Genomic DNA, 22,945 nt, shown 5'->3' on the forward strand with positions numbered 1-22,945 from the left:
CCGCGATGGGCCATCCATGGCCCAGCGCGGCTAAACCGGCGTCCTGCCGGTTTACCCACTGCGCAATGCCTGCGTTCTGCCAGCGTGGTTAACGGGGCGCCCAGATCAAAAGCCAAAGCGAGGCGGCCTGACAGCCGACCTGACTTTTGCATTTACCCCCAACACCGCTGGCTCCTACGGGGGGTCGGGTACACCCGCAAAATCAGGTCGGCTGTCAGGCCGCCTCGCTTTGCTTGTGATCGTTCCCACGCTCTGCGTGGGAATGCCGCCAGGGACGCTCCGCGTTCCGTTGACGACACATGACGTGAGCCGTGCGCAAGAATGACGCGGAGCGTCACAGGATGCATTCCCACGCAGAGCGTGGGAACGATCAATCCAAATATGCATGAGCTTCGCTAGGGCACGGACACTTGCACCTGCGGATCAGCCCACGAAAACCGATACACCGTCGATGACGCTTGCGCATGACACAACCCATTATCCGCATCCGCCCCGACAATCGACCATTGCGCCCGGGAGTTCTCCCCCAGTTCCCGCGCAGCCTCGGGCTTGAAGCAGCGGTCCAGCACGTCGTCCGGCACCAGGGCGTAGTCATGCGAGTGTTCGCGCAGCCATTGCGCGGCTCTTTCGACGGTGGAGTCGAGCATACCGAAGTGCACGATCGGCTGCCGGGCGAACAGCCAGTGCCCTTCGCTCCAGTTGACAAGGACCAGGTTCGCGCCATGGGTCATGCTGTTGGCCTGGGCCATGAGCGTTTGATTGGGATTGACCCCATCCCTGACCGGTTCGACGAAACCCCGGGCGAACCACAGCACGAACCAGGTCGCGACCAATGCCGGGAACACTCGTCGCAAGCGCGGGCGCTGCCTGAACCAACGCTGCAGCAACCAGGGCACCAGCGGCGCTGCCACCAGGACCAGCGCTGGCAATGCCGGGTAGATATACAACTTGCGCTTGCCGCTGCTGATACAGAAAAACAGCACCACCAGCGCCACCCAGCCGAGCAACACCAGCACCCGGCCATCGCGCTTTTGCAGCTGGCGGCGCCAGGCCGGCACCAGCCACGGCAACACCAATACCAGTGGCAGCCAGTACTGTGGAATGACGTTGGTGAAGAAGTACCAGAAGGGTTCCCGATGATGCCAGGCGGCGGCATAGCGTCCGGCGGTCTGGCGCAGGAGGATTTCCCGCGCATAGGCGATTTCCTCAGCGCTGCCATTGAGCGCGATGGACAAGGCCAGGGGCAGCAGCCAGATCGCAATAGCAGCCAGCATGAACACAAACCCAAGCAGCCATCTGCGCGACTCGCCCGGCATCGCCACCACCCCCGGCCAGCCCTTACGCACCGCATAGGCATAGGGGATCAACAGCAACACCGGCAGAAAACCGACGCCTTTGGTGATCACGCCGATGCCCATCGCCGCGCATCCGACGTAGAACCAACGCCACGCGGGTCCAAGCAGTAGATGGCGTGCCAGCCCGTAAAGGCCCAGGGTGGTGAACAGAATCAGGAAGCTGTCGATTTGCCCGGTGCGCAGGATGCTATGGGTCTGGTAGGTCGCCAGGTACAACAATGCAGCGATGCGACCGATACGCTGGCTCCAGAGCCGACGACCCAGGTCATAGACCAGTGCCGTGACGGTTGTCGCCGACAACAGCCCGGGAATGTACAGGGCGAGGTTGGGCAGGCCGGTCAGCCAGATGAAGAATGCCACCGTCCACATGAAGATCGGCGGCTTGTCGCCGTAGATCTCCCCGGCCCGATGCGGAATCAGCCACGAGCCGTTGTGCAGCATCTCCAGGGCCACACCGAGGAAGCGCTCCTCATCGACGTTCTGTGCCTGGCGCAAGCCCAGCCCGGCACCGATCAACAGCAAGGCGAGCAGCATCAGGACCAGGCATTCGACCCGGGGCGAGAGTTTTCGGCGCATGGTCTATTCCCTGGATTGTCGGTTTTTGGCAATCAATTGCAGGTTGCGCAGGTACACGATGGAGCCGAATGCCTGCCCGACAATGAACACCGGGTCCTGGCGGTAGATGGCGTAGGCAAACAACAAGGTGCTGCCGACAATACTCAGGTACCAGAAGCTCACCGGGATGACGCTGCGCTTTTTGTATTCGCTGTACAACCACTGCAGGACGAACCGTCCGGTAAACGCGATCTGTCCGGCAAAACCAATCACCAGCCACAGGGTTTCGCGGGTCATGATCATCCTTCGAGCTCCTGGGCGTGGGTGTTCAGCCGCGTGCGCTTGATCAGCCACCAGACACCGGCCAGGTCAAGAATGCCCACCAGGGCACGGTCGAGGTTGCCGTACTTGGACACCCCTGCGGTGCGCGCTCGATGGTTGACCGGGTAATTGATCGTTCGGCCGTTGTGGCGCTGGATCAATGCCGGAATGAATCGGTGCATGTGGTCGAAATACGGCAGGCGCAGGAACGCCGCGCGCTCGATCAGCTTCAGGCCGCAGCCGGTGTCCGGCGTGGCATCCTTGAGCAGGCGCCGGCGCAGACCGTTGGCGAAACGCGAAGCCCAGCGCTTGCTCGCAGTATCGCGGCGGTTGGTACGGTGACCCGCCACCAGCTGCACATTGCCCCTGCCCTGCTCACCGCGCACCAGCGCCAACATGCCGGGGATGTCCGCTGGATCGTTCTGGCCGTCGCCGTCGAGGGTGGCCAGCCATTGCCCACGCGCTTCCCGTGCCGCGTGGTAGAGCGAGGTGCTTTGCCCCAGCGAGCGTTCATGATGGAGGATGCGCAAGGCGCTCAAACCGCTGTTCCTGATCTGCCGCAGCTCGTGCAAGGTGGCATCGGTACTGCCATCGTCGACCACGATGATTTCATACGCTTCGTTTGCCATTGCCTCGCGCACCTCCTCGAGCAGTGGCTTGAGGTTGTTCGCTTCGTTCTTTGCCGGAATCAGTACCGACACAAATATGTCTTGGCTCATGGAGTCCCCTCGCCCTATGGTTTTACCGTTATCAGCGGCGAACGATTCAGATCTGATAAAACTGCCGATACCACTGCACAAAGGCCCCGACCCCGGTTGCCACCGACACCTGCGGGCGAAAGTCGATCCACGCTTGCAGTGCCGAGACATCGGCCCAGGTCTTGACCACATCACCGTCCTGCATCGGCATGAAGTGACGCCGGGCTTCGGTGCCCAATGCCGACTCCAGGCACTCGATAAAATCCAGCAGCGCCATCGGTTCACCGCGACCGATGTTGAAGAGTCGATTGATCCCCTCGCCCGGCGGTCGAGTGCGCAGGCGAGCGATGCTTTCCACGATGTCATCGATGTAGGTGAAGTCCCGCGCCATCTCGCCCTGGTTGTAGACGTCGATGGGCTGGCCGCTGAGGATCGCCTGGGCGAATTTGAACGGTGCCATGTCGGGCCGGCCCCAGGGTCCGTAGACCGTGAAGAAGCGCAGACCGCTGGCCTTGAGGCCGTACAGATGGCAGTAACTGTGGGCGAGCAGTTCATTGGCACGCTTGGTGGCCGCGTACAACGAAACCGGTTGATCGACCGCGTCTTCGATGCTGAAAGGCATTTTGCAGTTGCTGCCGTAGACCGAACTGCTCGAGGCATAGATCAGGTGCCCGGGGCGATGGTGCCGACAGGCTTCCAGCACATTGAGGAAGCCCACCAGGTTCGATTGGGCGTACACATCCGGTTGGTCCAGCGAATAACGCACGCCGGCCTGGGCGGCCAGGTGCACCACTTCGCTGAATCGGTACTCGCCGAACAAGTCCAGCAATGCCGGCTTGTCGACGATGTCCATTTTCCGGAAGCGAAAGCCCGGCAACGACTCAAGCGCCTTTAGCCGTGCCTGCTTGAGCGCTACGTCATAATAGTCGTTGAGGTTGTCGATCCCGACGACTTCATGACCGTCCAGGCACAAGCGCCTGGCTGTATGAAAGCCGATGAAACCGGCGGCGCCGGTGACAAGTACCGTCACGAGGCGCAAACCGCAAAGGACGCACCTGGCGGTGCCGAATGACTGCTGAAAAACCACGCCTGCTTCATGTTCTGTTTCCACTCATGACATTTCTAACGCGTTGCTCCGTCATGAAGCTTGTAAAACAGAAATATTGCAGTTTCGCGGGCCTGGATAAATTTCAAGGGTTTTTCACGTAAATATGATTACTTCGCATCACCGCCCTGGGGTTTGTAAAACCTGAACAATCCGATGTCCGCCGTATGGGTGTACTCCTTGGCCCAGTCCGGCTTCACCGTGCGATCATGGAAATACAGTGCGCCTTTGGTGCGATCCGGCAATTGCTTGTTCAGCGCCTTGCGTGCGATTTCCTTGGCCATCGCGTAAGGCACCTCCTCCTGAACGGAGTCCGGGCGCCCATCGCACCACCAGGAAAACTGGCAGCTCCTGGTCTCCGAGCCCTGCTTGACTACAGCACACACGGTATCGGGAAAACCTTCATGGCCGAGGCGATTCATGACCACGTTGGCCACCGCTTCCATGTCGGCCGAGTCCTTGCCCTTGGCTTCCCAGTAGATCGAACGGGCGAGACAGGTGATGGCGTCATCCAGCGGCGCCTTGCCCGCCGGGTCCACGGCCTGGACCTCAGGCTGGGTAATGGCTTGAGACTTGGGCACTGCCGCGGGGCCGCTGTTTTCTGCGGCCTTGTGCTCCAGCACCTGGGCCTTGTCTTCGGCGACTTTCTGTTTTTGTTCCTGGTCAGTGGCGAATGCCGGGACAGCGAGCAGGGTCAGGGCGAGGCAGGTGGAAATCCAGGCGTGGCGCATGATCGGACACTACTCCGTAGGCAGTATCGCTTGAGTGTAGTAGTGAAATGATGGCGCGGAGGATGCAACAACCCGGAAAAAGGCGTTGCGCTCAAGGGGGGCACTTCGCGCATCATGGGCGCAGTCAGCTCAAGGAGGATTTCCATGCCTTTCCTATCGTCCACCCTGCGCCTTGCCGGGGTTTCACTGGGACTTCTGTTTGCCGCCACCGCGCTGGCGAGCGACGAGTCGCAACTGATCGAATCGATCAACGTCTACCGCGCCCAGTTGCAGCGTTGCGCAGGCCAGGTGTCATCGGAACTGCCGCCACTGTCGGCCGACCCGCGGCTGGTGCTGTCCGCCGCCAGCGTCGGCAACCTGCAACAGGCCATGGCCAGTGCAGGGTATCCGATGAAGAATGTGCAGGCGATCAGCCTGACCGGGCCGCGTGATGCGCCCTCGGCGATGAAGGCGATCCAGGAAAGTTTTTGCCAGATAGTGCTCGACCCGCAGTTCGTCGACGTCGGCGTCAGCCGCCAGGACCGCGAGTGGCGCATCGTACTGGCCCGGCCATTGTTGAGCGCACGCCTGGGCGATTGGCAGACCGAAGGGCAGAAACTGCTCGCCGAACTCAACGTCGCGCGCAGCCGCCCCCGCCAATGTGGCGCACAAACCTTCAACGCCACCACGCCGCTGGCCTGGAACGCCACCCTGGCGAGCGCCGCCGAAACCCAGGCGCGCAGCATGGCCAACAACAATTACTTCGATCACAAGGACCGCGACGGCCGTACCCCAGGCGATCGCGCCGAACTGGCGGGCTACGACTTCCAGCAGATCGGCGAGAACATCGCCGCCGGGCAGGACAGCGTACGCAAGGTGGTCGACGGTTGGCTGGCCAGCCCCGGCCATTGCGCCAACCTGATGAACCCACAGTTCCGCGACCTCGGCGCGGCGTATGCGGTTGATCCGAAGAGCGATGCGGGGATTTACTGGACGGTGATGTTCGGGGCGCAATGAATGACGACAGCCGCAGCGGCGCACCATCGCTGCGCGCTTGAAAATCCTTCATAGACTCCGTCGATCACCCAGTCACTCATAGTGATTGGACGTACGGACTCGTTGCTCCTAGCCTGCGCCGCGTCATGCCCATGACCGGCGATTAAATGCCAGCTCCATCACTGTCCTTGCCCAGGCGCACAACCATGATCGTGAGACCCAAACCCAACCTGATATCGAGCGCGATGTCCTGGCGGCCATGGGTGAGACGACATTGCCGCCGCCGCTCATGCCGGTGGACTACGTTTTGAGTTGACGCAGTGCCTGGCTATTCAAACCGCGTGCTCATGGTTAAAGTCGCGTGTCAGAGAGTCCCTGCAAAAGGAATCGCCGTTTGAGCCCTGCCCCCGTCGAAGCACAGCAACCCGCGAAGCCCGCTGCAATCAGTCTGCGAGAAGCGTTCCGTTTCTGGCTCAAGCTCGGTTTCATAAGCTTCGGCGGGCCGGCCGGGCAGATCTCGATCATGCACCAGGAACTGGTCGAACGCCGGCGCTGGATCTCCGAGCGACGCTTCCTGCATGCGCTCAACTATTGCATGTTGCTGCCCGGCCCCGAGGCCCAGCAACTGGCGACCTACATCGGCTGGCTGATGCACCGGACTTGGGGCGGCGTGATTGCCGGCGTGCTGTTCGTGCTGCCGTCGCTGTTTCTCCTGATAGCCTTGTCCTGGGTGTACGTCGCCTTCGGTGAGGTGCCGGTGGTGGTCGGGCTGTTTTACGGGATCAAGCCGGCGGTGACCGCCATTGTGCTGCAGGCGGCGCATCGGATCGGCTCCCGGGCCTTGAAAAACGCCTGGATGTGGGGCATCGCCGCCGCGTCATTCGTGGCCATCTTCGCGCTCAACGTACCGTTTCCCTTGATCGTTTTGGGGGCAGCAATCATCGGTTATTTCGGTGGGCGCCTGGCCCCCGAAAAATTCCGTACCGGCGGGCACGGCGCCGCGCAAAAATCCTTCGGCGCCGCCGTCATCGACGACGACACACCCACGCCCGAGCATGCCCGTTTCAGCAGCTGGAAACTGCTGCGCCTGGCCCTGATCGGCGCGCTGTTGTGGGCGCTGCCGATGGCCTCCCTCACCACCCTGTTCGGCTGGGAAGGCACGCTGACCCAGATGGGCTGGTTTTTCACCAAGGCGGCGCTGCTGACCTTCGGCGGTGCCTACGCGGTGCTGCCGTATGTCTACCAGGGCGCGGTCGGCCACTATGGATGGCTGACGCCGACGCAGATGATCGATGGCCTGGCGCTCGGCGAAACCACACCCGGGCCACTGATCATGGTGGTCGCCTTCGTCGGTTTCATCGGCGGCTACGTGCATCAGGTGTTCGGTCCCGATCAGGCCTTCGTCGCCGGTGCCGTCGCCGCCATGCTGGTGACCTGGTTCACCTTCCTGCCTTCGTTCCTGTTCATTCTCGCCGGTGGCCCGCTGGTGGAATCGACGCACAACGAACTCAAGTTCACCGCGCCGCTGACCGCGATTACCGCTGCGGTGGTTGGCGTGATTGTCAATCTGGCGTGCTTCTTTGCTTATCATGTGCTGTGGCCTGAGGGCTTCGCCGGTCGGCTGGACTGGCCGTCGCTGCTGATCGCCATTGCGGCCGCGATTGCCCTGCTGAAGTTCAAGCGCGGGGTCATCGAAGTATTGTCCGGTTGTGGGCTGATCGGGGTGGCCGTGCACCTTCTGCGCTGAAAACAGACGTTTACAGGTTGCGCTTTCACCCCTAGTATCCAGTCAACGCGGATAGCGTGTTATCCGCCACCGACGATTTCCCCTGCTGGAAACCTGAGTCATGAGCACCGCACCGTCAGAGCACCACTTGCTGGATGTCTCATTCCTGACCCCCTCTGCAGGGGTCGTGGACGGCATTGCCTCATGAAGCGCATCGTCAACCTGCCCATGGCCCTGCGCCGCTCCAAACTGCGTCACTCCGCACGCCCGCCGGATAGCACCCTGCTTGCCTGATCGCGTCCACGACGCGTCGAGCCCCCTTACTTTTTCGCTATCGCTGCCAGAGCGCCGTGGATCTTTATCCGCCGTCGCGCCCTGGCCTGAATCCGTGCGTCCGCGGGACGCCACCGTGAGTGATGAACAATGAAATTCGCAGCCCTTGAAGACGCCCAACGCTTTTTGGCGAACAACCCCGATATCGACATGATCGAGCTGTTCATTCTCGATGCCAACGGCGTGCCGCGCGGCAAGCTGTTGCACCGCGAGGAACTGCTGGCGGTGTATGAAAGCGGTCGCCCGCTGCCCAGCACCATCCTCGGCCTGACCTTGCAAGGCGATGACGTCGAGAACTCCGGACTGGTCTGGGAGGTGGGTGACATCGACTGCCGTGCCTACCCGCTCGAAGGCAGCCTGGTGCGTTTGCCGTGGCGGCAGATTCCGACCGCGGCGGTGCAAGTCAGCATGCACCCGCAAGAAGGCATGCCGGCGAGCATCGCGGATCCACGTCACCTGCTGATCAAGGTCATCGAGCGGTTGCAAGCCGAGGGATACCACCCGGTGATGGCGTGCGAGCTGGAGTTCTATTTGCTGGACGCCAAGCGCGATCACAATGGTCGCCCGCAACCGGCGCTGGACGCTGACGGCGGTCGACCGCGACATACCCAGGTCTATGGCCTGCGTGAGCTGGAGCAGATCGAGCCTTTCCTCGCCGACCTCTATGGCGCGTGCAAACTCCATGGCATTCCGGCACGCACGGCGATTTCCGAATACGCGCCGGGGCAGGTGGAAATCACCCTGGAACACGGCGATGCCTTGCAGGCGATGGATCAGGCGGTGCGTTACAAACGCCTGGTCAAAGCCGTGGCCCACAAGCACGGCATGCAGGCGACGTTCATGGCTAAACCCTTCGATCATCTGGCGGGCACCGGCATGCACATGCACGTCAGCATCGCCGATGCCGAAGGCCGCAACCTGTTCGCGTCCGAGGACCCGGCCGGCACCCCGCTGCTGCGCACCGCCATCGGCGGCATGCTGGCGTCGCTGCTCGATTCGCTGTTGCTGTTCTGCCCCAATGCCAACTCCTACCGGCGCTTCCAGGCCAACAGCTATGCGCCGCTGGCCCCGACCTGGGGCGTCGACAACCGCACCGTCAGCCTGCGGGTGCCCGGTGGCCCGGCCAACAGCCGTCACATCGAACATCGCATCTGCGGTGCCGATGCCAACCCGTACCTGGCAGCAGCGGCGATCCTGGCTGGCATCCATCGCGGCATCAGCGAGAACCTCGACCCGGGCGAACCGGTGCAAGGCAATGGCTACGCGCAGGCCACGCAGTTGCTGCCGACCGACTGGCTGACATCACTGACGGCGCTGGAAAATTCGGTGTGGGCGCGGGATGCGTTGGGGCAGGAATTTCTGGGAGTGTACCTGGCGGTCAAACGTGCGGAGTATCGGCAGTTCATGGCTGAAGTGGGTGAGCAGGATTGGCGTTGGTACTTGACTGAGGCGTAAACCGCCATCCGCCCCGCCCTGTGGGAGCGAGCCTGCTCGCGAAAGCGGTGTGTCAGTCACTACAAGTGCTGAATGTGCCGGCCGCTTCGCGAGCAGGCTCGCTCCCACAAGGATCGCGCTGTCTCTCGACCTCATTTCGCCTGGACAAAAACATGACCCAACGCACCAACTCCTACTACACCGCCACCCTCAACCACGAAACCGATTGCCCAACCCTGCAAGGCCAGCACCGCGTCGACGTAGTCATCATCGGCGGAGGATTCACTGGCGTCGCCACGGCCGTCGAACTGGCGGAGAAAGGCCTGAAGGTCGCCATCGTCGAAAGCCACAAGATCGGCTGGGGCGCCACCGGGCGCAACGGTGGCCAGGTCACCGGCAGCCTCTCGGGCGAGGAAGCCATGCGTAAGCAGATGCGTCGCAGCCTCGGCGATGAAGTCGACGATTTCATCTGGCACCTGCGCTGGCGCGGGCACCAGATCATCGAGCAACGGGTGGAGAAATACGGCATTGCCTGCGACCTCAAGCACGGCCACCTGCACGCGGCGTACAAATCTGCCGACATGGACGGTTTGCGCAAGGACTACGACGAAGCGCTGCGCCGCGGCATGGGTGACGACGTCAGCCTGCTCGACCGCAGCCAGGTACGCGACCTGCTGCAGAGCGACCTCTACCACGGCGCGATCAAGAACACCCGCAACATGCACCTGCATCCACTCAACCTGTGCATCGGCGAAGCGCAGGCGGCAGAAAGCCTGGGCGCATTGATCTTCGAAAACAGCGAAGTGCTGGAAATCATTCACGGCGACCAACCAGGCGTGCGCACCGCCCAAGGTCGCATCGATGCCAATCAGGTGCTGCTGGCCGGTGACGTTTACCACAAGCTGGAACCGGGCAAGCTCAAGGGCAAGATCTTCCCGGCAATGGGCGGCATCGTCACCACTGCGCCGCTGGGCGACCTGGCCAAACAGATCAACCCTGAAGACCTCGCCGTCTACGATTGCCGCTTCGTGCTCGACTACTACCGCCTGACCGCCGACGGCCGCCTGTTGTTCGGCGGCGGCGCCAACTACAGCGGCAAGGATTCGCGCGACATCGCCGCCGAGTTACGCCCGTGCATCGAGCAGACGTTCCCGGCACTCAAAGGCGTGGCCATCGACTATCAGTGGAGCTGCGCGATGGGCATCGTGATCAACCGCATCCCGCAAGTGGGCAAACTCTCGGACAACGTCTGGTACTGCCAGGGCTACTCCGGGCACGGCATCGCCACCACCCACATCATGGGCGAAATCATGGGCCGCGCGATCACCGGGCAGCTTGAGCAGTACGACACCTTCGCTGCCTGCCAGCATATCCGCGTGCCCATGGGCGACCTGCTTGGCAACCCGATGCTGGCGGCGGGCATGTGGTACTACCAGATGCTGGAGCGACTGCGCTGATAGTGCGACAGCTAAAACCCGACTGTGGGAGCCTGCTCGCCTCCACAGTTTGTCTGCAGTGACTCAAGCCGCGATTCACGCGCCAGCTATCAATTCCTTCGATCTTTCAAATCACCAAGGCGAATTTTTTATTTGCGTCCGACCTGTTCAAGATGAGCGCCATCACCCCTGACTCGGATGGAAACGACATGAATATAAATTTCGCCTTCGCCTGCATGATCGTGGTTTCATTCACCATCGCGTTGGTGCACAGCTGATGGGCAACAACGCACTCCCTTTCCATCCAGAGTCTCCCCATGCTTTTTGCCCTTGTATCGAACGGCGGCCTCCTCACGCCTGAACAGCCGGATACAAGGGTGCCCTGGTGGAGCTTCAGCAAGTTTGATGAGGTTGCCAACGAAGGGGCAGTCGAAGCCGAAGTGGTAACGCACCTATCGATCGGCTAAACGAACAACTACCAAACAAGAAACCCTATCAACTCGCTGCATATTGGTAACTCAGCGCTGTAACGATCCGCAGTCTTATAACTGCATGTGGCAGACCGGTGAGTATCGGCCACCGCCTGTCGATAAAAGTCGTAACAACAGCCTCCTTATAATTCCGTGATCTAGTCTGGAGTGCACGATCGGCTGGAGCGCACTCCATGTCATTGACAGAAGAGCAAAAACCGCAACGACGCAAGGAAATGCGCCTGTTCCTGTTTCTTGTCATTTGCCTTTTCCCGTTACTTTCAGTCGCTATCGTCGGCAGTTACGGTTTCCTTATCTGGTTTTTCCAAATGCTCTACGGCCCTCCCGGACCGCCCAACTAAAAGCCCTTCAATAGAGCCTGTTGGAGTCAACCATGGACGAAATCCTGCATATCGCCAGCCTTGTGGTACTTGCCCGACCTGAACGCTTCGAAGCCGTCAAAGCCAACCTGAGACGATTGGACGGCGTGGAATTGCATCAGGAAAGTGCCGCCGGGAAACTGGTGGTAGTGCTTGAGGCCGTACACGAAAACCAGATCCTGCAACGCATCGATCAAATCAACAATCTGCCGGGCGTACTCAACGCTGCGCTGATCTATCACGAAATTCTCGATCCCGCGGGAGACAGCCAATGAGCATGTCGCGCCGAGCATTCGTCAAGGCCCAGGCCGCTGCCATTGCAGCCTCCGCGGCCGGCCTGCCGATATTCACCACTGCCAGCAACCTGGTCACCGAAGCGGACATGGTCACCCTCGACTGGAACAAGGCGCCCTGCCGTTTCTGCGGCACCGGTTGCAGCGTGATGGTCGCGACCCGGGACAACCGTGTGGTCGCCACCCATGGCGACGTCAAGGCCGAGGTCAACCGTGGGTTGAACTGCGTGAAGGGCTATTTTCTGTCCAAGATCATGTACGGCGTCGACCGCCTGACCCAGCCGCTGCTGCGCATGAAAAACGGCCGGTACGACAAGCAGGGCGAGTTCCAGCCGATCAGTTGGGACAAGGCCTTCGACATCATGGAAGAAAAATTCAAGCAGGCCTTGAAAACCAAGGGCCCCGAATCGGTCGGCATGTTCGGCTCGGGACAATGGACGGTGTGGGAAGGTTATGCCGCCAACAAGCTGATGAAGGCCGGCTTTCGCAGCAACAACATCGACCCCAATGCCCGCCATTGCATGGCCTCGGCGGTGATGGGTTTCATGCGCACCTTTGGCGCGGATGAGCCGATGGGTTGCTACGACGACATCGAAGCCACCGACGCCTTTGTGTTGTGGGGCTCGAACATGGCGGAGATGCATCCGATCCTGTGGAGCCGCGTCACCGACCGGCGCCTGAGCTATCCGCACGTGAAAGTCGCGGTGCTGTCGACCTTCGAACACCGCAGCTTCGAACTGGCCGACATCCCCATGGTGTTCAAGCCGCAAACCGACCTGCTGATCCTCAACTACATCGCCAACCACATCATCGAAAGTGGCGCGGTCAATCAGGATTTCATCAGCAAGCACACGCGCTTCGCCAAGGGCGCCGACGATATCGGCTACGGCTTGCGCCCGGATAACCCGCTGGAAAAACAGGCGAAGAACGCCGACAAGGCCAATACCTGGACGGACATGTCCTTCGAGCAGTTCGCCGAGTTCGTCAAACCCTACACCCTGGAACGCACGGCGAAAGAAACCGGGGTTGCGCCTGATCGCCTCAAGTCGTTGGCCGAACTCTATGCCGACCCCAACCGTAAAGTCGTGTCCTTCTGGACCATGGGTTTCAACCAGCACACCCGCGGAGTTTGGGCCAACAACCTGATCTACAACATCCATTTGCTCACGGGCAAGATCAGCGAACCGGGCAACAGCCCCTTCTCGTTGACCGGCCAGCCATCCGCCTGTGGCACTGCTCGCGAGGTCGGGACTTTCTCCCACCGCCTGCCCGCCGACATGGTGGTGACCAACCCCAAGCACCGCGCCACCGCGGAAAAAATCTGGAAGCTGCCCGCCGGCACCATTCAGGAGAAAGTCGGCTTTCATGCGGTGCAACAAAGCCGCATGCTCAAGGACGGTGTGCTCAACGTGTACTGGACCCAGGCCAGCAACAACATGCAGGCCGGGCCCAACATCATGCAGGAAGTGTTGCCGGGCTGGCGCAACCCGGACAACTTCGTGATCGTCTCGGACGTCTACCCCACCGTTTCCGCCCAGGCCGCCGACCTGATCCTGCCCAGCGCGATGTGGGTGGAAAAGGAAGGCGCCTTCGGCAACGCCGAGCGCCGCACGCAGTTCTGGCATCAGTTGGTCAGCGCGCCGGGAGACGCCAAGTCCGACCTGTGGCAGTTGGTGGAGTTTTCCAAACGCTTCAAGACCGATGAAACCTGGCCCGCGGAGTTGCTGGCCAAGGCCCCGGAGTACAAGGGCAAAACCCTGTTCGAAGTGTTGTTCAAGAACGGCCAGGTCGACGAGTTTCCCGTCGAGCAAATCGAGACCGGCTACAAGAACGATGAAGCCAAGGCCTTTGGTTTCTACCTGCAAAAGGGCCTGTTCGAAGAGTACGCGCAGTTTGGTCGCGGTCATGGCCATGACCTCGCGGCCTTCGATCGCTACCACAGCGAACGCGGCCTGCGCTGGCCGGTGGTCGATGGCAAGGAAACCCGCTGGCGCTACCGCGAGGGACTCGACCCCTATGTGGAAACGGGCAGCGAAGTGCAGTTCTATGGCTACCCGGACAAGAAGGCGATCATCTTCGCCCTGCCCTACGAGCCACCGGCCGAAGCGCCGGACGCCGACTTCCCGTTCTGGCTGAGCACCGGCCGGGTCCTGGAGCATTGGCACACGGGCACCATGACCCAACGGGTGGAAGAACTGTACAAAGCCGTGCCCGACGCGCTGGTCTACATGCACCCCGAGGATGCCAAGGCCATGAACGCACGCCGTGGCAGCGAAGTGAAGCTGATCAGCCGCCGCGGGGAAATCCGCGCCCGCATCGAAACCCGCGGGCGCAACAAACCGCCGCGCGGCCTGGTGTTCGTGCCGTTTTTCGATGCCAACAAGCTGATCAACAAGGTCACGCTCGACGCCACCGACCCGATCTCCAAGCAGACCGACTACAAGAAATGCGCGATCCGCATCGAGTTGATCAGCGTGGCTTGAGGAGAACCGCCATGACTTTTCGAATCCTGCCGTTGTTCCTGCTTGCCGTGATGGGCACTTTTTTGGGCGCTGCGATCGCCGCCGAGATTGATTACCCCCTGGATGCACCGGGCCCGGACGGACGGCGGCCAGGCGGCACCCTGACGCAAAACGCGCCAGCGCCGCCCCTGGCCGACGATGAAAACAAGGACCTCAAGCGCGAGCGCAACTACCCTGACCAGCCACCGACCATCCCGCACAGCATTCGCGGCTATCAGATCGACAAGAACGGCAACAAGTGCCTGTCCTGCCACAGCCGGGCCAACAGTCCACGCAGCCAGGCGACGATGATCAGCATCACCCACTACATGGACCGCGACGGCCAGGCGCTGGCGGCTGTCTCACCGCGTCGCTACTTTTGCAACCAGTGCCATGTGCCGCAAAAAGATGTGCTGCCACTGGTGGGCAACAGCTTCGAGACCATCGACAAAATCCTGCAAGACGACGCCAACGCTGCGCAGAAACGTTGAGGAGGCGCCATGAAAGCACTGTTCGCCCTACTTAAGGACTACTGGGGCATCCTCTGTCGGCCGAGCGTTTATTTCAGCCTGGGATTCCTGACGCTGGGCGGTTTCATCGCCGGGATCATTTTCTGGGGTGGGTTCAACACGGCACTGGAGCTGACGAACACCGAGAAGTTCTGCATTTCCTGCCACGAAATGCGCGACAACGTGTTTGTCGAATTACAGGACACCATCCACTACACCAACCGCTCAGGCGTGCGCGCGAGCTGCCCGGATTGCCACGTACCCCATGAGTGGACCCACAAGATCGCGCGTAAAATGCAGGCTTCGAAGGAAGTCTGGGGCAAGCTTTTCGGCACCATCGACACCCGCGACAAATTCCTCAACCTGCGCCGTGAGCTGGCGGAACACGAATGGGCCAGGCTCAAGGCCAACGACTCGCGCGAATGCCGCAATTGCCACAACTTCGAATTCATGGACTTTACCCGCCAGGGCAAACGGGCAGCGGCCATGCATTCCACGTCATTGGCCAAGGGCGAGGCCACCTGCATCGACTGCCACAAGGGCATTGCGCACAAGCTGCCGGATATGAGCGGTGTCAAAGGCTGGTAGCGGTTCAGTTGCTCGCCACATGATCCACTGGACCGGTGGTCACCAGTGTCTGCAACGACGCATCGAACTGTTTCAACGCCTTCACTTGCAACTCGGTCTGCTGATTGATTTGCGCGGCAATCTGTGGCGCGGCTTTGCCATGCACCCACACCGAGGGCATCTGCTCGGCACGTGAACCTTGCGCCTGGCCGATGTACTGCAGGTTCGAATCGTAGAACCTGGCCACAAACCGCGCCTCAACCTGACTATTGCGTTTGGACACCAGACGACTGAAAGTGTCGAGCATCACCACCACGTCCGGATGAGCCTGAAGCGCCGCATCGAGGTTGTCATAGACCGTCACCGCGGCGAACTCCTTCTGCAACGACGTCATCAACCAACCAATCGCCCGTTGCGGGTCGGAACTGTCGACGAACGCCTGGCTGATTCGCTTATCCAGCCCGGGGTTTTGCGCCCCCTTTACCGCCACCGCGTGATAGCTCTCGAGATATTGCTGGGTGTTGAGCGTGTTTTCGCTGTAGAGCACCGCGACCTTTTGCGCGTGTTGCAAACGCACAGTGCTGTCGGCAATCGGCAGGAAACGGCAGGACGCATCGCCAGCCATGGCCGGTGCGGTTGCAGCCACACTGGCGCTGAACAGGGCGAAAAAAGCCAGCAGGGTCGAGATTCTCATCGCGCTTATTCCTTCAATGGCGAGATCGGTATGGCGCTATCTTCCTCCCTTGGCGGAAAAACAGAACTTGCATTCCTTGATGATGGGTATCGAGCGAATGAATGGTTGCTATGACGCTGCCTGCTCGCCTGTTTTCCCGCAGGCTCCCGCCTGGGGCACCAGTTGGATATCGACACGCCGGTTGGCCGCGCGCCCGGCCTCGCTGTCGTTGCTGGCGATCGGCTGGCTGTCGGCAAAGCCCTGAACCGCGAAGCAGCTGTCGGGAATATCGCCCATCCGCTGCATCCAGCCGCGCACGGCCGAGGCCCGAGCGTGGGACAGCTGCAGGTTTTGTTCGGCATTGCCCTTGGCGTCGCTGTGCCCGGCAATGACGATCAACCAGTCAGGTTGGGCCTTGATGTCGACCAGGGCGCTGATTAATACCTTGGTCGAGCCGGGCTTGAGTTCGGCGCTGCCGGGGGCGAAGAGGGAGAGGCTGTCGAGGCGTACGGGCTCGGGCACCCTGGGTGGCGCCTCGAAAACGCTGGTCAGGCGATTAATACCCTCCTTGTCCGGGCTCGCCAGCCAGGTCGTCCAGAAGGCGCCCGCGGCCAAGGTAATCATCGCGGCGGCGGCGAACAGCCAAGGGCCAAGCCGTCGCGCCTGCTTCTGTTGACCGCCAGCCAACACGACAGGCATCGGCGGCGTCGGCAGGACCACAATTGGCATCGCCGGGAGCGGTTGCGGCAGTCTTGCCGACAATGCCACCGCGTCGAACAACGAGTGGGGCTGCGTGTGGGTCTGCGCCAGCCTCTGTAGCAGACCTTCGACTTGCTGACGCAGCGCTTGCAATGTGCCCGGCGAATGCTGTGCCTGTCGATTCAGCCGTGCGTGCAAGCACTCCAGTGCCGCGCCCAGTTGAGCGATCGCTGGCAGCCCCCAGGGTTGCGGCTCCAGGCTGCGCAGCAGGGGCTGCAGGCGCGCGAACAGCCAAGCCAGGATTTCCAGGCGCGCCGGCTCCATCGCCGGCCACAGCGTTGCCCATTCGCAGACCAGCGCCTCGACCAGCGCGATCCCCTGGACCATATCTTCCAGACCGTGGAGGTGACTACGGGCCAGTACGAATGCAGCGGCTGTTTGCAACTCCGCCCCGTTGCGCTGGAACAACACCAGGCACAATTGTTCCACCTTGACCCAATCCACATCGGGGCAGGCCGGATGGCTCAGTCTGGCTAACTCTTCACGCAGTGCCTTGAACTCAATGAAGGCGCTTGGGTCGCCGCCAAGCCTGATTCGCATCTCAAACAACGCTGTCATTGCGCATTCCTTTGGTTAATCAATTCCCGACATCGATAGATAGTGCTGTCGCTTCAAGTGACGTACCAGGACATGGCCGCCTGGTGTGAGCGTGGTGCCGAAGGTCAGTCGACGGCCCCCCTTGAGTTGCACTTCGAGGCTGTACTCCAGATGACCCGGTCGGGTCTGGGGCAGCAGCTCGATGCCAATCGTGCCCAGGCGCGGCTCGTACTTGGCCAATGTGTCGGCCATGGCACTCATCAGTCCATGTGCCGTCCCCGGCAGGCCCTGCAGAATCTTGCCCATGTCCGGCAGGCCATAATCGGGCAGATGGTCGAGCGCACCGGCCCGGCTGTTTAAGATGCGGCGCAGGTTGTCCAGCACCGACAGCGTGCACTGATCCTCATCGGCGACCAGGTGCAGATCCAGTTCGCCGTCGAAATTCTGCAGAAGCGTCTCGTACAACGAGGGATTGAGATCGCTCATCCGTCACTCCTTGGCCAGTGGGCGCAGGGTCAGTCGGTTATCCCCCAGTTCGATCACCCGCACCCGGTCCGGGTCGAGGTCATCGCGTGCCAGGGTCAGGCGCCAGGTATCGGCTCGGTTATCGAACTCACGGAACAATGCGACCACGGCGATATAGCGTGCCTGCTTGTCCAGGGGGATGTTCAATTGCACACCCTGGTCGGGCTTGACCACCAGGGTTCGTTTGTCCAGCAGGTCCGCACTCAATACGTGCTCGTCCTGGCTGAGCAAGCTATCGTAGTTGGCCTTTTCCAGCACCTTGCGGTCACGCAGTTGATAAACCCGCACCAGGGTCGGCACGGACAACGCGTTCATGTCGATCCCGGCAGTGTTCAGCGCCGCGCGCCCGCTGAGGTCCAGGTGCAGGGTTTTCACCTGCTTGTAGAAGATCGCCTCGGTGGTCGAGGTCGTCGCATCTGTCACGCTCTGGGTTACCCCGCAAGCGCTGAGCAATACACCGAACGCGGTGACCCCCAATGATTTAGAAACTGTACGCGACATGCTGTGTCTCCCTGTCCTGGCGGTTTTTCTGCAGGCCTTGATAGCGGCCCAGATTGATCGTGATGGTGGTGCTTTCGCAGGCCTGCCTGGCATCACTGCCCAGGCCCAGGACCGCGGTCATGCCCAGCAACACCTGCGCTCGTCCCAATAGCGGTTGCGGCAGGCTGTGCAGGGGCAACGATAACTGCAGCTTTACCGTGCAACGCCAGCCCAGGTACACGCGCAGCAATACCAAAAGATCGTTGTACAACTGGCCACCCGGCAGCCAGCCACGGGCCTCGTCCCGGTCTTCGGTGAACAGCGAAAGATGCAACTGACTGTTGGCGTCGTAGCCGACAGCGCCCAGGGTTGTGCCCTGCGACAAGCGCACCGGATGCTCGGCGGACAGGCTCGCCGGCTGCGCCAGCAGCACTTTCTGCGGCCAGTGTGGCGTTACCTGCGTCCGGGTTTTGCGAGCCAGCAACTTCACCAGCGCAGTAATGCCTTCGGCGTTGCGAGTGGGCAGTCGCATCACGCTGAGCAAGGCGAGGAAGCGCGATATCGGCGTGGCAACCTGGCTGGCTGTTCCGGGTATGCCCAGGCCGATCAGTCCCAGCAGGCATTGCGAAGTTGCATCCGTACCACCGGCTTCGAAGGCGGCCGGATAGGAGTACTTGCGCCATATCCGGTAGAACTGGGTAAAGATCCGGTGGTTGAAAATGTCGAGGAACGCTTCAAGCGCCTCGTGTCCCTCGCGTCGCTGGGCGATATCGTCCAGAAAAGCCGTCGGCAATGGCGAGTCCACGCCGTACAGACCCAACAGGCGCGTGCGCACCGTGGGCGGACGCCAAGGATGCTTATCGTCGGTTTCAATGGCCTTCAGTTCACCGGCAGGGAAGCCCATGCCCGGGTCTGGCCGAAAGCGCACCGGATCATCCGCGGGTGACGTGGTGCTGCCCAGTGGCGGGTGATCGGGCAGCGCCTGTTCAAGCAACTGGCAGAAGCGATACAGATTCGCCTCGGCCACCTGCCCCTTCAGGGCTTCGAGTAAACCGCTGGCTTTCAGCCGGGAATACGCTGACTGTGGTTCTCGTTCCATCGCAGGCACTTTCCAGTAGGTTGCAGGATCAGCGTGAGCTGGTTGTAGAGGTGGATGTCGGCGTACAGGGCGAAGAAGCGATTGAGCATTTCGCCGAACAGGCTGATGTCGCCCTCACCGCTGAAGCCGTTGGCATCCAGGGTGACTTCGATATCCACCCCGCGCAGCAGAAAGCCTCTTTCGAAGCGCTGGACCAGGTGGTGGCCGACCTCGACAATCGCCGCCAGGCGACGTCTGTTCAGCTCACTGCCCGTCCAGTCATACAACGCCAGCGTGCCGCGCAGCACTTCGGCATTGTCGAGCATCGGCAGGAAGTTCGACCCAAGATGACTCAGCACCCGCCAGTGGAAGCGGTCGCGGTTGGGCGGATAGCACGGCAAGGTCGGCGCACACAAGTTGCGCACCCGCAAGTCGACCTGGATCGATTGCACCGGCGTATCGAGCAAAGTTCCTTGCAGTGCCTTGCGCGGCAGTTGGCCGTGGGTGCCGGTCAAGCGCAGCGACAGGCTTTCGCTGCTGTCCAGCCGATCCTGATCGAAACCTGCGCCACCCAGGATCAGCCAAGTGTCATGCAGACCATTGGGGCCACGCTTGAGTCGTGTATGGAAATACCGCTCCGGCGCTTCATCACGCAACATGCCGCCCTTGTGACGAAAGCTGGTGAATGGCACGTATTCGTGGCGTACGGCGCTCTTCGAGCCGCTGACCCGATCCACCGAATAAATCTCCGTATGCCCGTCCTGCAAGCGCATGGGACGAAGCAGGTAATCTGTTTGCAGGGGCGCCAGGGTCATTGGGTCGGACTCAAGCGTGAACAGATTGATCACTGGCACGCAATGCAGGCGAATGTGCTCGGCGCTCGGAATGAACGCCTGGGGCAACGGCTCGCGCAGCACCACCTCGAGTTCGAACCAGGGGGTATTCGGTGGCAGCTCCAGGCGCTCGAGCCCGCAGAGGGTCACGAACATGAACTTCTCGCGAAAGGTGAAATACTCCAGCAGCAACTGATAGCCACTGAAGGCACTGTCGCCCTTGGGCCACAGGCGATCCTCGTCACCGAATCCCTTGGGCGAAAAATGACCCTCCAGCAGAGAGCGGCCCGTCTGGTCAGGCAGGCGTACATACAAGGCTTGAGCGTTGAGGGTCAGCGCCTGATGCAGCGCACTGGCCAGCGCCGCATCGGCATTGAGGTACAACGGCAGGCGGCTCAGGTCGATCTCGCTGGCGTTGACCATTGCACCACAGGCAAAACGCAGTCTCAGCAGCGAGCGACCGTCCGGTTCATGGGCCACCTGCACGCGCTCCAGGGCCAGCGGCTGTAATGTCAGCCCTTGGGTGGTGGTATAGCGGCAACGGGTGCGCAATGGTCCGATGGGTTGCGACAGCACTTCGAAACCGCTGCCGATGTGCTCGCTGCGCTTCATCTGCGCGAGCTCGGGCAGCAACTCGACAATCGAGAGCGACGGTATGGTGCGCAGGTAATGTGGCCAGAGCAGGCTGACCAGTCCTTCGGTCAGCTCCGGCAGGTCATCGTCGAGCTTTTCGCGCAACCGCCCCATCAGGAAGGCAAACCCTTCAAACAGCCGCTCCACATACGGGTCGCGCGCGCCCGACTTGTCGAGGTTCAGTTGGGCCGCCCGGTCGGGATAAGCCTCTGCGAACTCCTTGCCAGCCTCGCGCAGGTAGCGCATTTCGGCCTCGAAATACTGCAATGTCAGATTGTCGATGCTCAAAGTTAGAATCCTGATCAATGAGGTTTAGCCACAGAGCACTGCGGCACGTACCGGGTCGACTGCCACCAGCGCTGCCAGCAGCGCCTCCATGCGCCGGGTCAGGCTGGGCTTGTCCGCGTCATTGCGTTGAACCTTCAGGCGCAACAGCTTGAGCAGGCGCGCCTTGACCTCGAAACTCAGCTCCGTTTCCCATTCGGCCAACCCATGACGTTGTCCACTGGCATCCAGTTCGCCGAGCAGGTGAATGGCCAGTTCGCTCTTGCCGTATTGCTCGGCCACCCGCGCCATCAACAGGCGCAACAACCAGCGTTGGCGGCCGGTATGGATGCCCGGACGCGCGGCCAGCCAGGCCAATGAGTGCTCGACGCCATCGCTGTCGGCCTGGGCCAGCGCTTCGCCTTCCAATGACAGGATCCCGGGGTCCTCGCCGGTTGCGGCAACGGTCGGCGCCGGTAGCCATTGCTGAGGCCGATTGCCACAGACGTGCTGGCTGATCCACTCGCGTGTCACCTCGTCCGCCAAGGGCGAGCCATCGTTCCAGCACAACGCCTCCAGCCCCGGCAAGCGCTCGAGGAACATGCCCAGGTCGCGCTTGGCAATGTCGGCCCAGCTGTCCTGTGGCGCGGGTTGTTTGATCAGTGCCTGGTACAGGTACCACTGCAAATCCAGCCAGAAATGGTTCACACCCTCGGCGTAGATCCGCTCCACCAGATCCAACAGTTCATTGAAGCTCTGTTGCAGGTGCAGGCGCTTGAGTTGTGCGCGGTATTCGCCACGGGGGGGTGCCAGGCGCGTCTTGCCACTGGCGTCCTGCAGTGGTGCTGCATGCACGGTATCCCAGCGCAGGCTTTTCATCAGGCGATGAGCCGCCAACCAACCCTGGGATTGTTCGCGCAAATAACCTGCCAACGCTCGACCGCTGTCCAGCAAATCGCGCCCGGATCTGATGACCGTCGCGTCGGGGGCAGCCGCTCGCGCGTTCGTCTCGTGGCTGGCGCTGTTCTGCGGTACCAGCGCGTCGACCCCGCCCGATTGCGCCAGCCGCGCAGACAACGCGGCATATAGCGCGCCGAGGTCGGGACGCTGATCCTGGGGCCAGGCGGCCAACTCACGCTCCAGCCAGGCCAGCGCCGCAACCGTGCGCTCGGCTTCGTCCCTGACCACCTCGGGGTAGCGCGACAGAGTATCGAGCACCTTGCTGCTCGCCAGCCACTCCAGCGCCATTTTCCGGCTGTGGGGACGCGCGGGCAGCACCAGGGCGGCATAGCGTTCCAGCAATGCGGCCAACAGGTTCAGGCCGTCGGCCAAGCCTGCTTCGCCATCCCTGTGCAAGCGTGCCCATATGTAATACGTGACTACCCGCAGATCCTTGGACGATCCGGCAAGCAGCGTCTGCGCCAGGTGAATGACCTGTTCGATATCGGCCCCGGACAGTTTGTTGACCTCCTCACGCATGCGTTGGAAGTCATCGTCGCAGGCCGGGTCTTCGCCTACGGGCAAGTCCGCGTTGATGGGCTGCAACCAGGATTGCCAGTGCGCTGCCTGCGCTCGGGCAAGGCCCAAGGCATCGCGCGCTCCCAGGCAACGTTCGATCAATCGCTCCAGGCTCATTCAAACCTCCCGTTCATTGCATAGGGCACAGCTTTCTCGTCCTTGCCGAGAAAAATCTGCGTCGGCAACTTAAAGCCACGCAACTTCAGCAACGCCAACGGCCCCGCCCCCAGTTCGGTGCGTAAATACCAGGTCAGGC

The 22,945-nt window shown here is 61.5% G+C and carries 21 protein-coding genes; 9 read left to right on the plus strand and 12 right to left on the minus strand.

Features of this window, described 5'->3' with window-relative positions; translation table 11 throughout:
- Nucleotides 1–395: 395 nt before the first annotated feature.
- From AC1Q8Q_RS30415 to AC1Q8Q_RS30435, 5 genes are all read right to left on the minus strand, one after another.
- Nucleotides 396–1,931: an ArnT family glycosyltransferase gene (locus AC1Q8Q_RS30415; RefSeq protein WP_492615893.1), complete on the minus strand. Its 1,536-nt coding sequence runs from the start codon at nucleotides 1,929–1,931 to the stop codon at nucleotides 396–398.
- A gap of 3 nt (nucleotides 1,932–1,934) precedes the next feature.
- Nucleotides 1,935–2,213 carry a lipid-A-disaccharide synthase N-terminal domain-containing protein gene (locus AC1Q8Q_RS30420; RefSeq protein ID WP_020799551.1) on the minus strand — a complete coding sequence of 93 codons (279 nt, stop codon included), beginning with the start codon at nucleotides 2,211–2,213 and terminating at the stop codon, nucleotides 1,935–1,937.
- Nucleotides 2,210–2,950, minus strand: a complete 741-nt coding sequence (locus tag AC1Q8Q_RS30425) for a glycosyltransferase family 2 protein (RefSeq protein WP_020799552.1) — start codon at nucleotides 2,948–2,950, stop codon at nucleotides 2,210–2,212. The genes AC1Q8Q_RS30420 and AC1Q8Q_RS30425 overlap by 4 nt, the downstream gene beginning before the upstream one ends.
- Before the next feature lie 46 nt (nucleotides 2,951–2,996).
- Nucleotides 2,997–3,959 carry an NAD-dependent epimerase/dehydratase family protein gene (locus tag AC1Q8Q_RS30430; RefSeq protein WP_033044325.1) on the minus strand — a complete coding sequence of 321 codons (963 nt, stop codon included), beginning with the start codon at nucleotides 3,957–3,959 and terminating at the stop codon, nucleotides 2,997–2,999.
- A 185-nt stretch (nucleotides 3,960–4,144) separates the two neighbouring features.
- Nucleotides 4,145–4,765, minus strand: a complete 621-nt coding sequence (locus tag AC1Q8Q_RS30435) for a cell wall hydrolase (RefSeq protein ID WP_151142539.1) — start codon at nucleotides 4,763–4,765, stop codon at nucleotides 4,145–4,147.
- Nucleotides 4,766–4,909: 144 nt separating this feature from the next.
- Here AC1Q8Q_RS30435 and AC1Q8Q_RS30440 point away from each other — a divergent pair, with 144 nt between their 5' ends.
- The 9 genes from AC1Q8Q_RS30440 (at nucleotide 4,910) to AC1Q8Q_RS30480 (ending at nucleotide 15,410) form a co-directional block, all read left to right on the plus strand.
- On the plus strand, nucleotides 4,910–5,761 hold the full coding sequence (locus tag AC1Q8Q_RS30440) for a CAP domain-containing protein (protein WP_020799556.1): 852 nt from the start codon (nucleotides 4,910–4,912) through the stop codon (nucleotides 5,759–5,761).
- A 373-nt stretch (nucleotides 5,762–6,134) separates the two neighbouring features.
- Entirely contained in the window at nucleotides 6,135–7,487 is a 1,353-nt protein-coding gene (chrA, locus tag AC1Q8Q_RS30445; protein ID WP_492615894.1) for a chromate efflux transporter, read from the plus strand.
- Between the two features lie 402 nt (nucleotides 7,488–7,889).
- Nucleotides 7,890–9,254 (plus strand): glutamine synthetase family protein, encoded by a 1,365-nt coding sequence (locus AC1Q8Q_RS30450; RefSeq protein ID WP_168758293.1) that lies wholly within the window; start codon nucleotides 7,890–7,892, stop codon nucleotides 9,252–9,254.
- A 152-nt stretch (nucleotides 9,255–9,406) separates the two neighbouring features.
- Nucleotides 9,407–10,690, plus strand: a complete 1,284-nt coding sequence (locus tag AC1Q8Q_RS30455) for an NAD(P)/FAD-dependent oxidoreductase (RefSeq protein WP_492615895.1) — start codon at nucleotides 9,407–9,409, stop codon at nucleotides 10,688–10,690.
- Between the two features lie 643 nt (nucleotides 10,691–11,333).
- Nucleotides 11,334–11,501, plus strand: a complete 168-nt coding sequence (napE, locus tag AC1Q8Q_RS30460; protein ID WP_020799563.1) for a periplasmic nitrate reductase, NapE protein — start codon at nucleotides 11,334–11,336, stop codon at nucleotides 11,499–11,501.
- Nucleotides 11,502–11,533: 32 nt separating this feature from the next.
- Nucleotides 11,534–11,794: a chaperone NapD gene (locus tag AC1Q8Q_RS30465; protein WP_033040811.1), complete on the plus strand. Its 261-nt coding sequence runs from the start codon at nucleotides 11,534–11,536 to the stop codon at nucleotides 11,792–11,794.
- Entirely contained in the window at nucleotides 11,791–14,295 is a 2,505-nt protein-coding gene (napA, locus tag AC1Q8Q_RS30470) for a nitrate reductase catalytic subunit NapA (RefSeq protein ID WP_033040812.1), read from the plus strand. Before AC1Q8Q_RS30465 ends, napA begins: the two co-directional genes overlap by 4 nt.
- Nucleotides 14,296–14,345: 50 nt before the next feature.
- Nucleotides 14,346–14,804, plus strand: a complete 459-nt coding sequence (locus tag AC1Q8Q_RS30475; RefSeq protein WP_414896148.1) for a nitrate reductase cytochrome c-type subunit — start codon at nucleotides 14,346–14,348, stop codon at nucleotides 14,802–14,804.
- A gap of 9 nt (nucleotides 14,805–14,813) precedes the next feature.
- A complete protein-coding gene (locus tag AC1Q8Q_RS30480) occupies nucleotides 14,814–15,410 on the plus strand; it encodes a cytochrome c3 family protein (protein ID WP_008060000.1) in 597 nt (198 codons plus the stop codon).
- A 4-nt stretch (nucleotides 15,411–15,414) separates the two neighbouring features.
- Here AC1Q8Q_RS30480 and AC1Q8Q_RS30485 read toward each other — a convergent pair whose 3' ends face one another.
- The 7 genes from AC1Q8Q_RS30485 to tssA form a co-directional block, all read right to left on the minus strand.
- The gene (locus tag AC1Q8Q_RS30485) at nucleotides 15,415–16,083 is read right to left on the minus strand and encodes an ATPase (protein ID WP_492615896.1); all 669 of its coding nucleotides are present in this window, start codon (nucleotides 16,081–16,083) and stop codon (nucleotides 15,415–15,417) included.
- Between the two features lie 108 nt (nucleotides 16,084–16,191).
- Nucleotides 16,192–17,379: an OmpA family protein gene (locus tag AC1Q8Q_RS30490; RefSeq protein ID WP_492615897.1), complete on the minus strand. Its 1,188-nt coding sequence runs from the start codon at nucleotides 17,377–17,379 to the stop codon at nucleotides 16,192–16,194.
- Between the two features lie 15 nt (nucleotides 17,380–17,394).
- The gene (tssE, locus tag AC1Q8Q_RS30495; protein WP_020799570.1) at nucleotides 17,395–17,844 is read right to left on the minus strand and encodes a type VI secretion system baseplate subunit TssE; all 450 of its coding nucleotides are present in this window, start codon (nucleotides 17,842–17,844) and stop codon (nucleotides 17,395–17,397) included.
- A 3-nt stretch (nucleotides 17,845–17,847) separates the two neighbouring features.
- Nucleotides 17,848–18,384, minus strand: coding sequence for a type VI secretion system lipoprotein TssJ (gene tssJ / locus AC1Q8Q_RS30500; RefSeq protein WP_168758298.1), 537 nt, complete (start codon nucleotides 18,382–18,384; stop codon nucleotides 17,848–17,850).
- A complete protein-coding gene (gene tssG, locus AC1Q8Q_RS30505; RefSeq protein ID WP_168758299.1) occupies nucleotides 18,365–19,462 on the minus strand; it encodes a type VI secretion system baseplate subunit TssG in 1,098 nt (365 codons plus the stop codon). The genes tssJ and tssG overlap by 20 nt, the downstream gene beginning before the upstream one ends.
- Nucleotides 19,426–21,195 carry a type VI secretion system baseplate subunit TssF gene (gene tssF / locus AC1Q8Q_RS30510; protein ID WP_151142566.1) on the minus strand — a complete coding sequence of 590 codons (1,770 nt, stop codon included), beginning with the start codon at nucleotides 21,193–21,195 and terminating at the stop codon, nucleotides 19,426–19,428. The genes tssG and tssF overlap by 37 nt, the downstream gene beginning before the upstream one ends.
- A 24-nt stretch (nucleotides 21,196–21,219) precedes the next feature.
- The gene (gene tssA / locus AC1Q8Q_RS30515) at nucleotides 21,220–22,806 is read right to left on the minus strand and encodes a type VI secretion system protein TssA (RefSeq protein ID WP_033040821.1); all 1,587 of its coding nucleotides are present in this window, start codon (nucleotides 22,804–22,806) and stop codon (nucleotides 21,220–21,222) included.
- Nucleotides 22,807–22,945: the final 139 nt, after the last annotated feature.

This window comes from Pseudomonas sp. GW823-FHT06B06 (assembly GCF_058795195.1).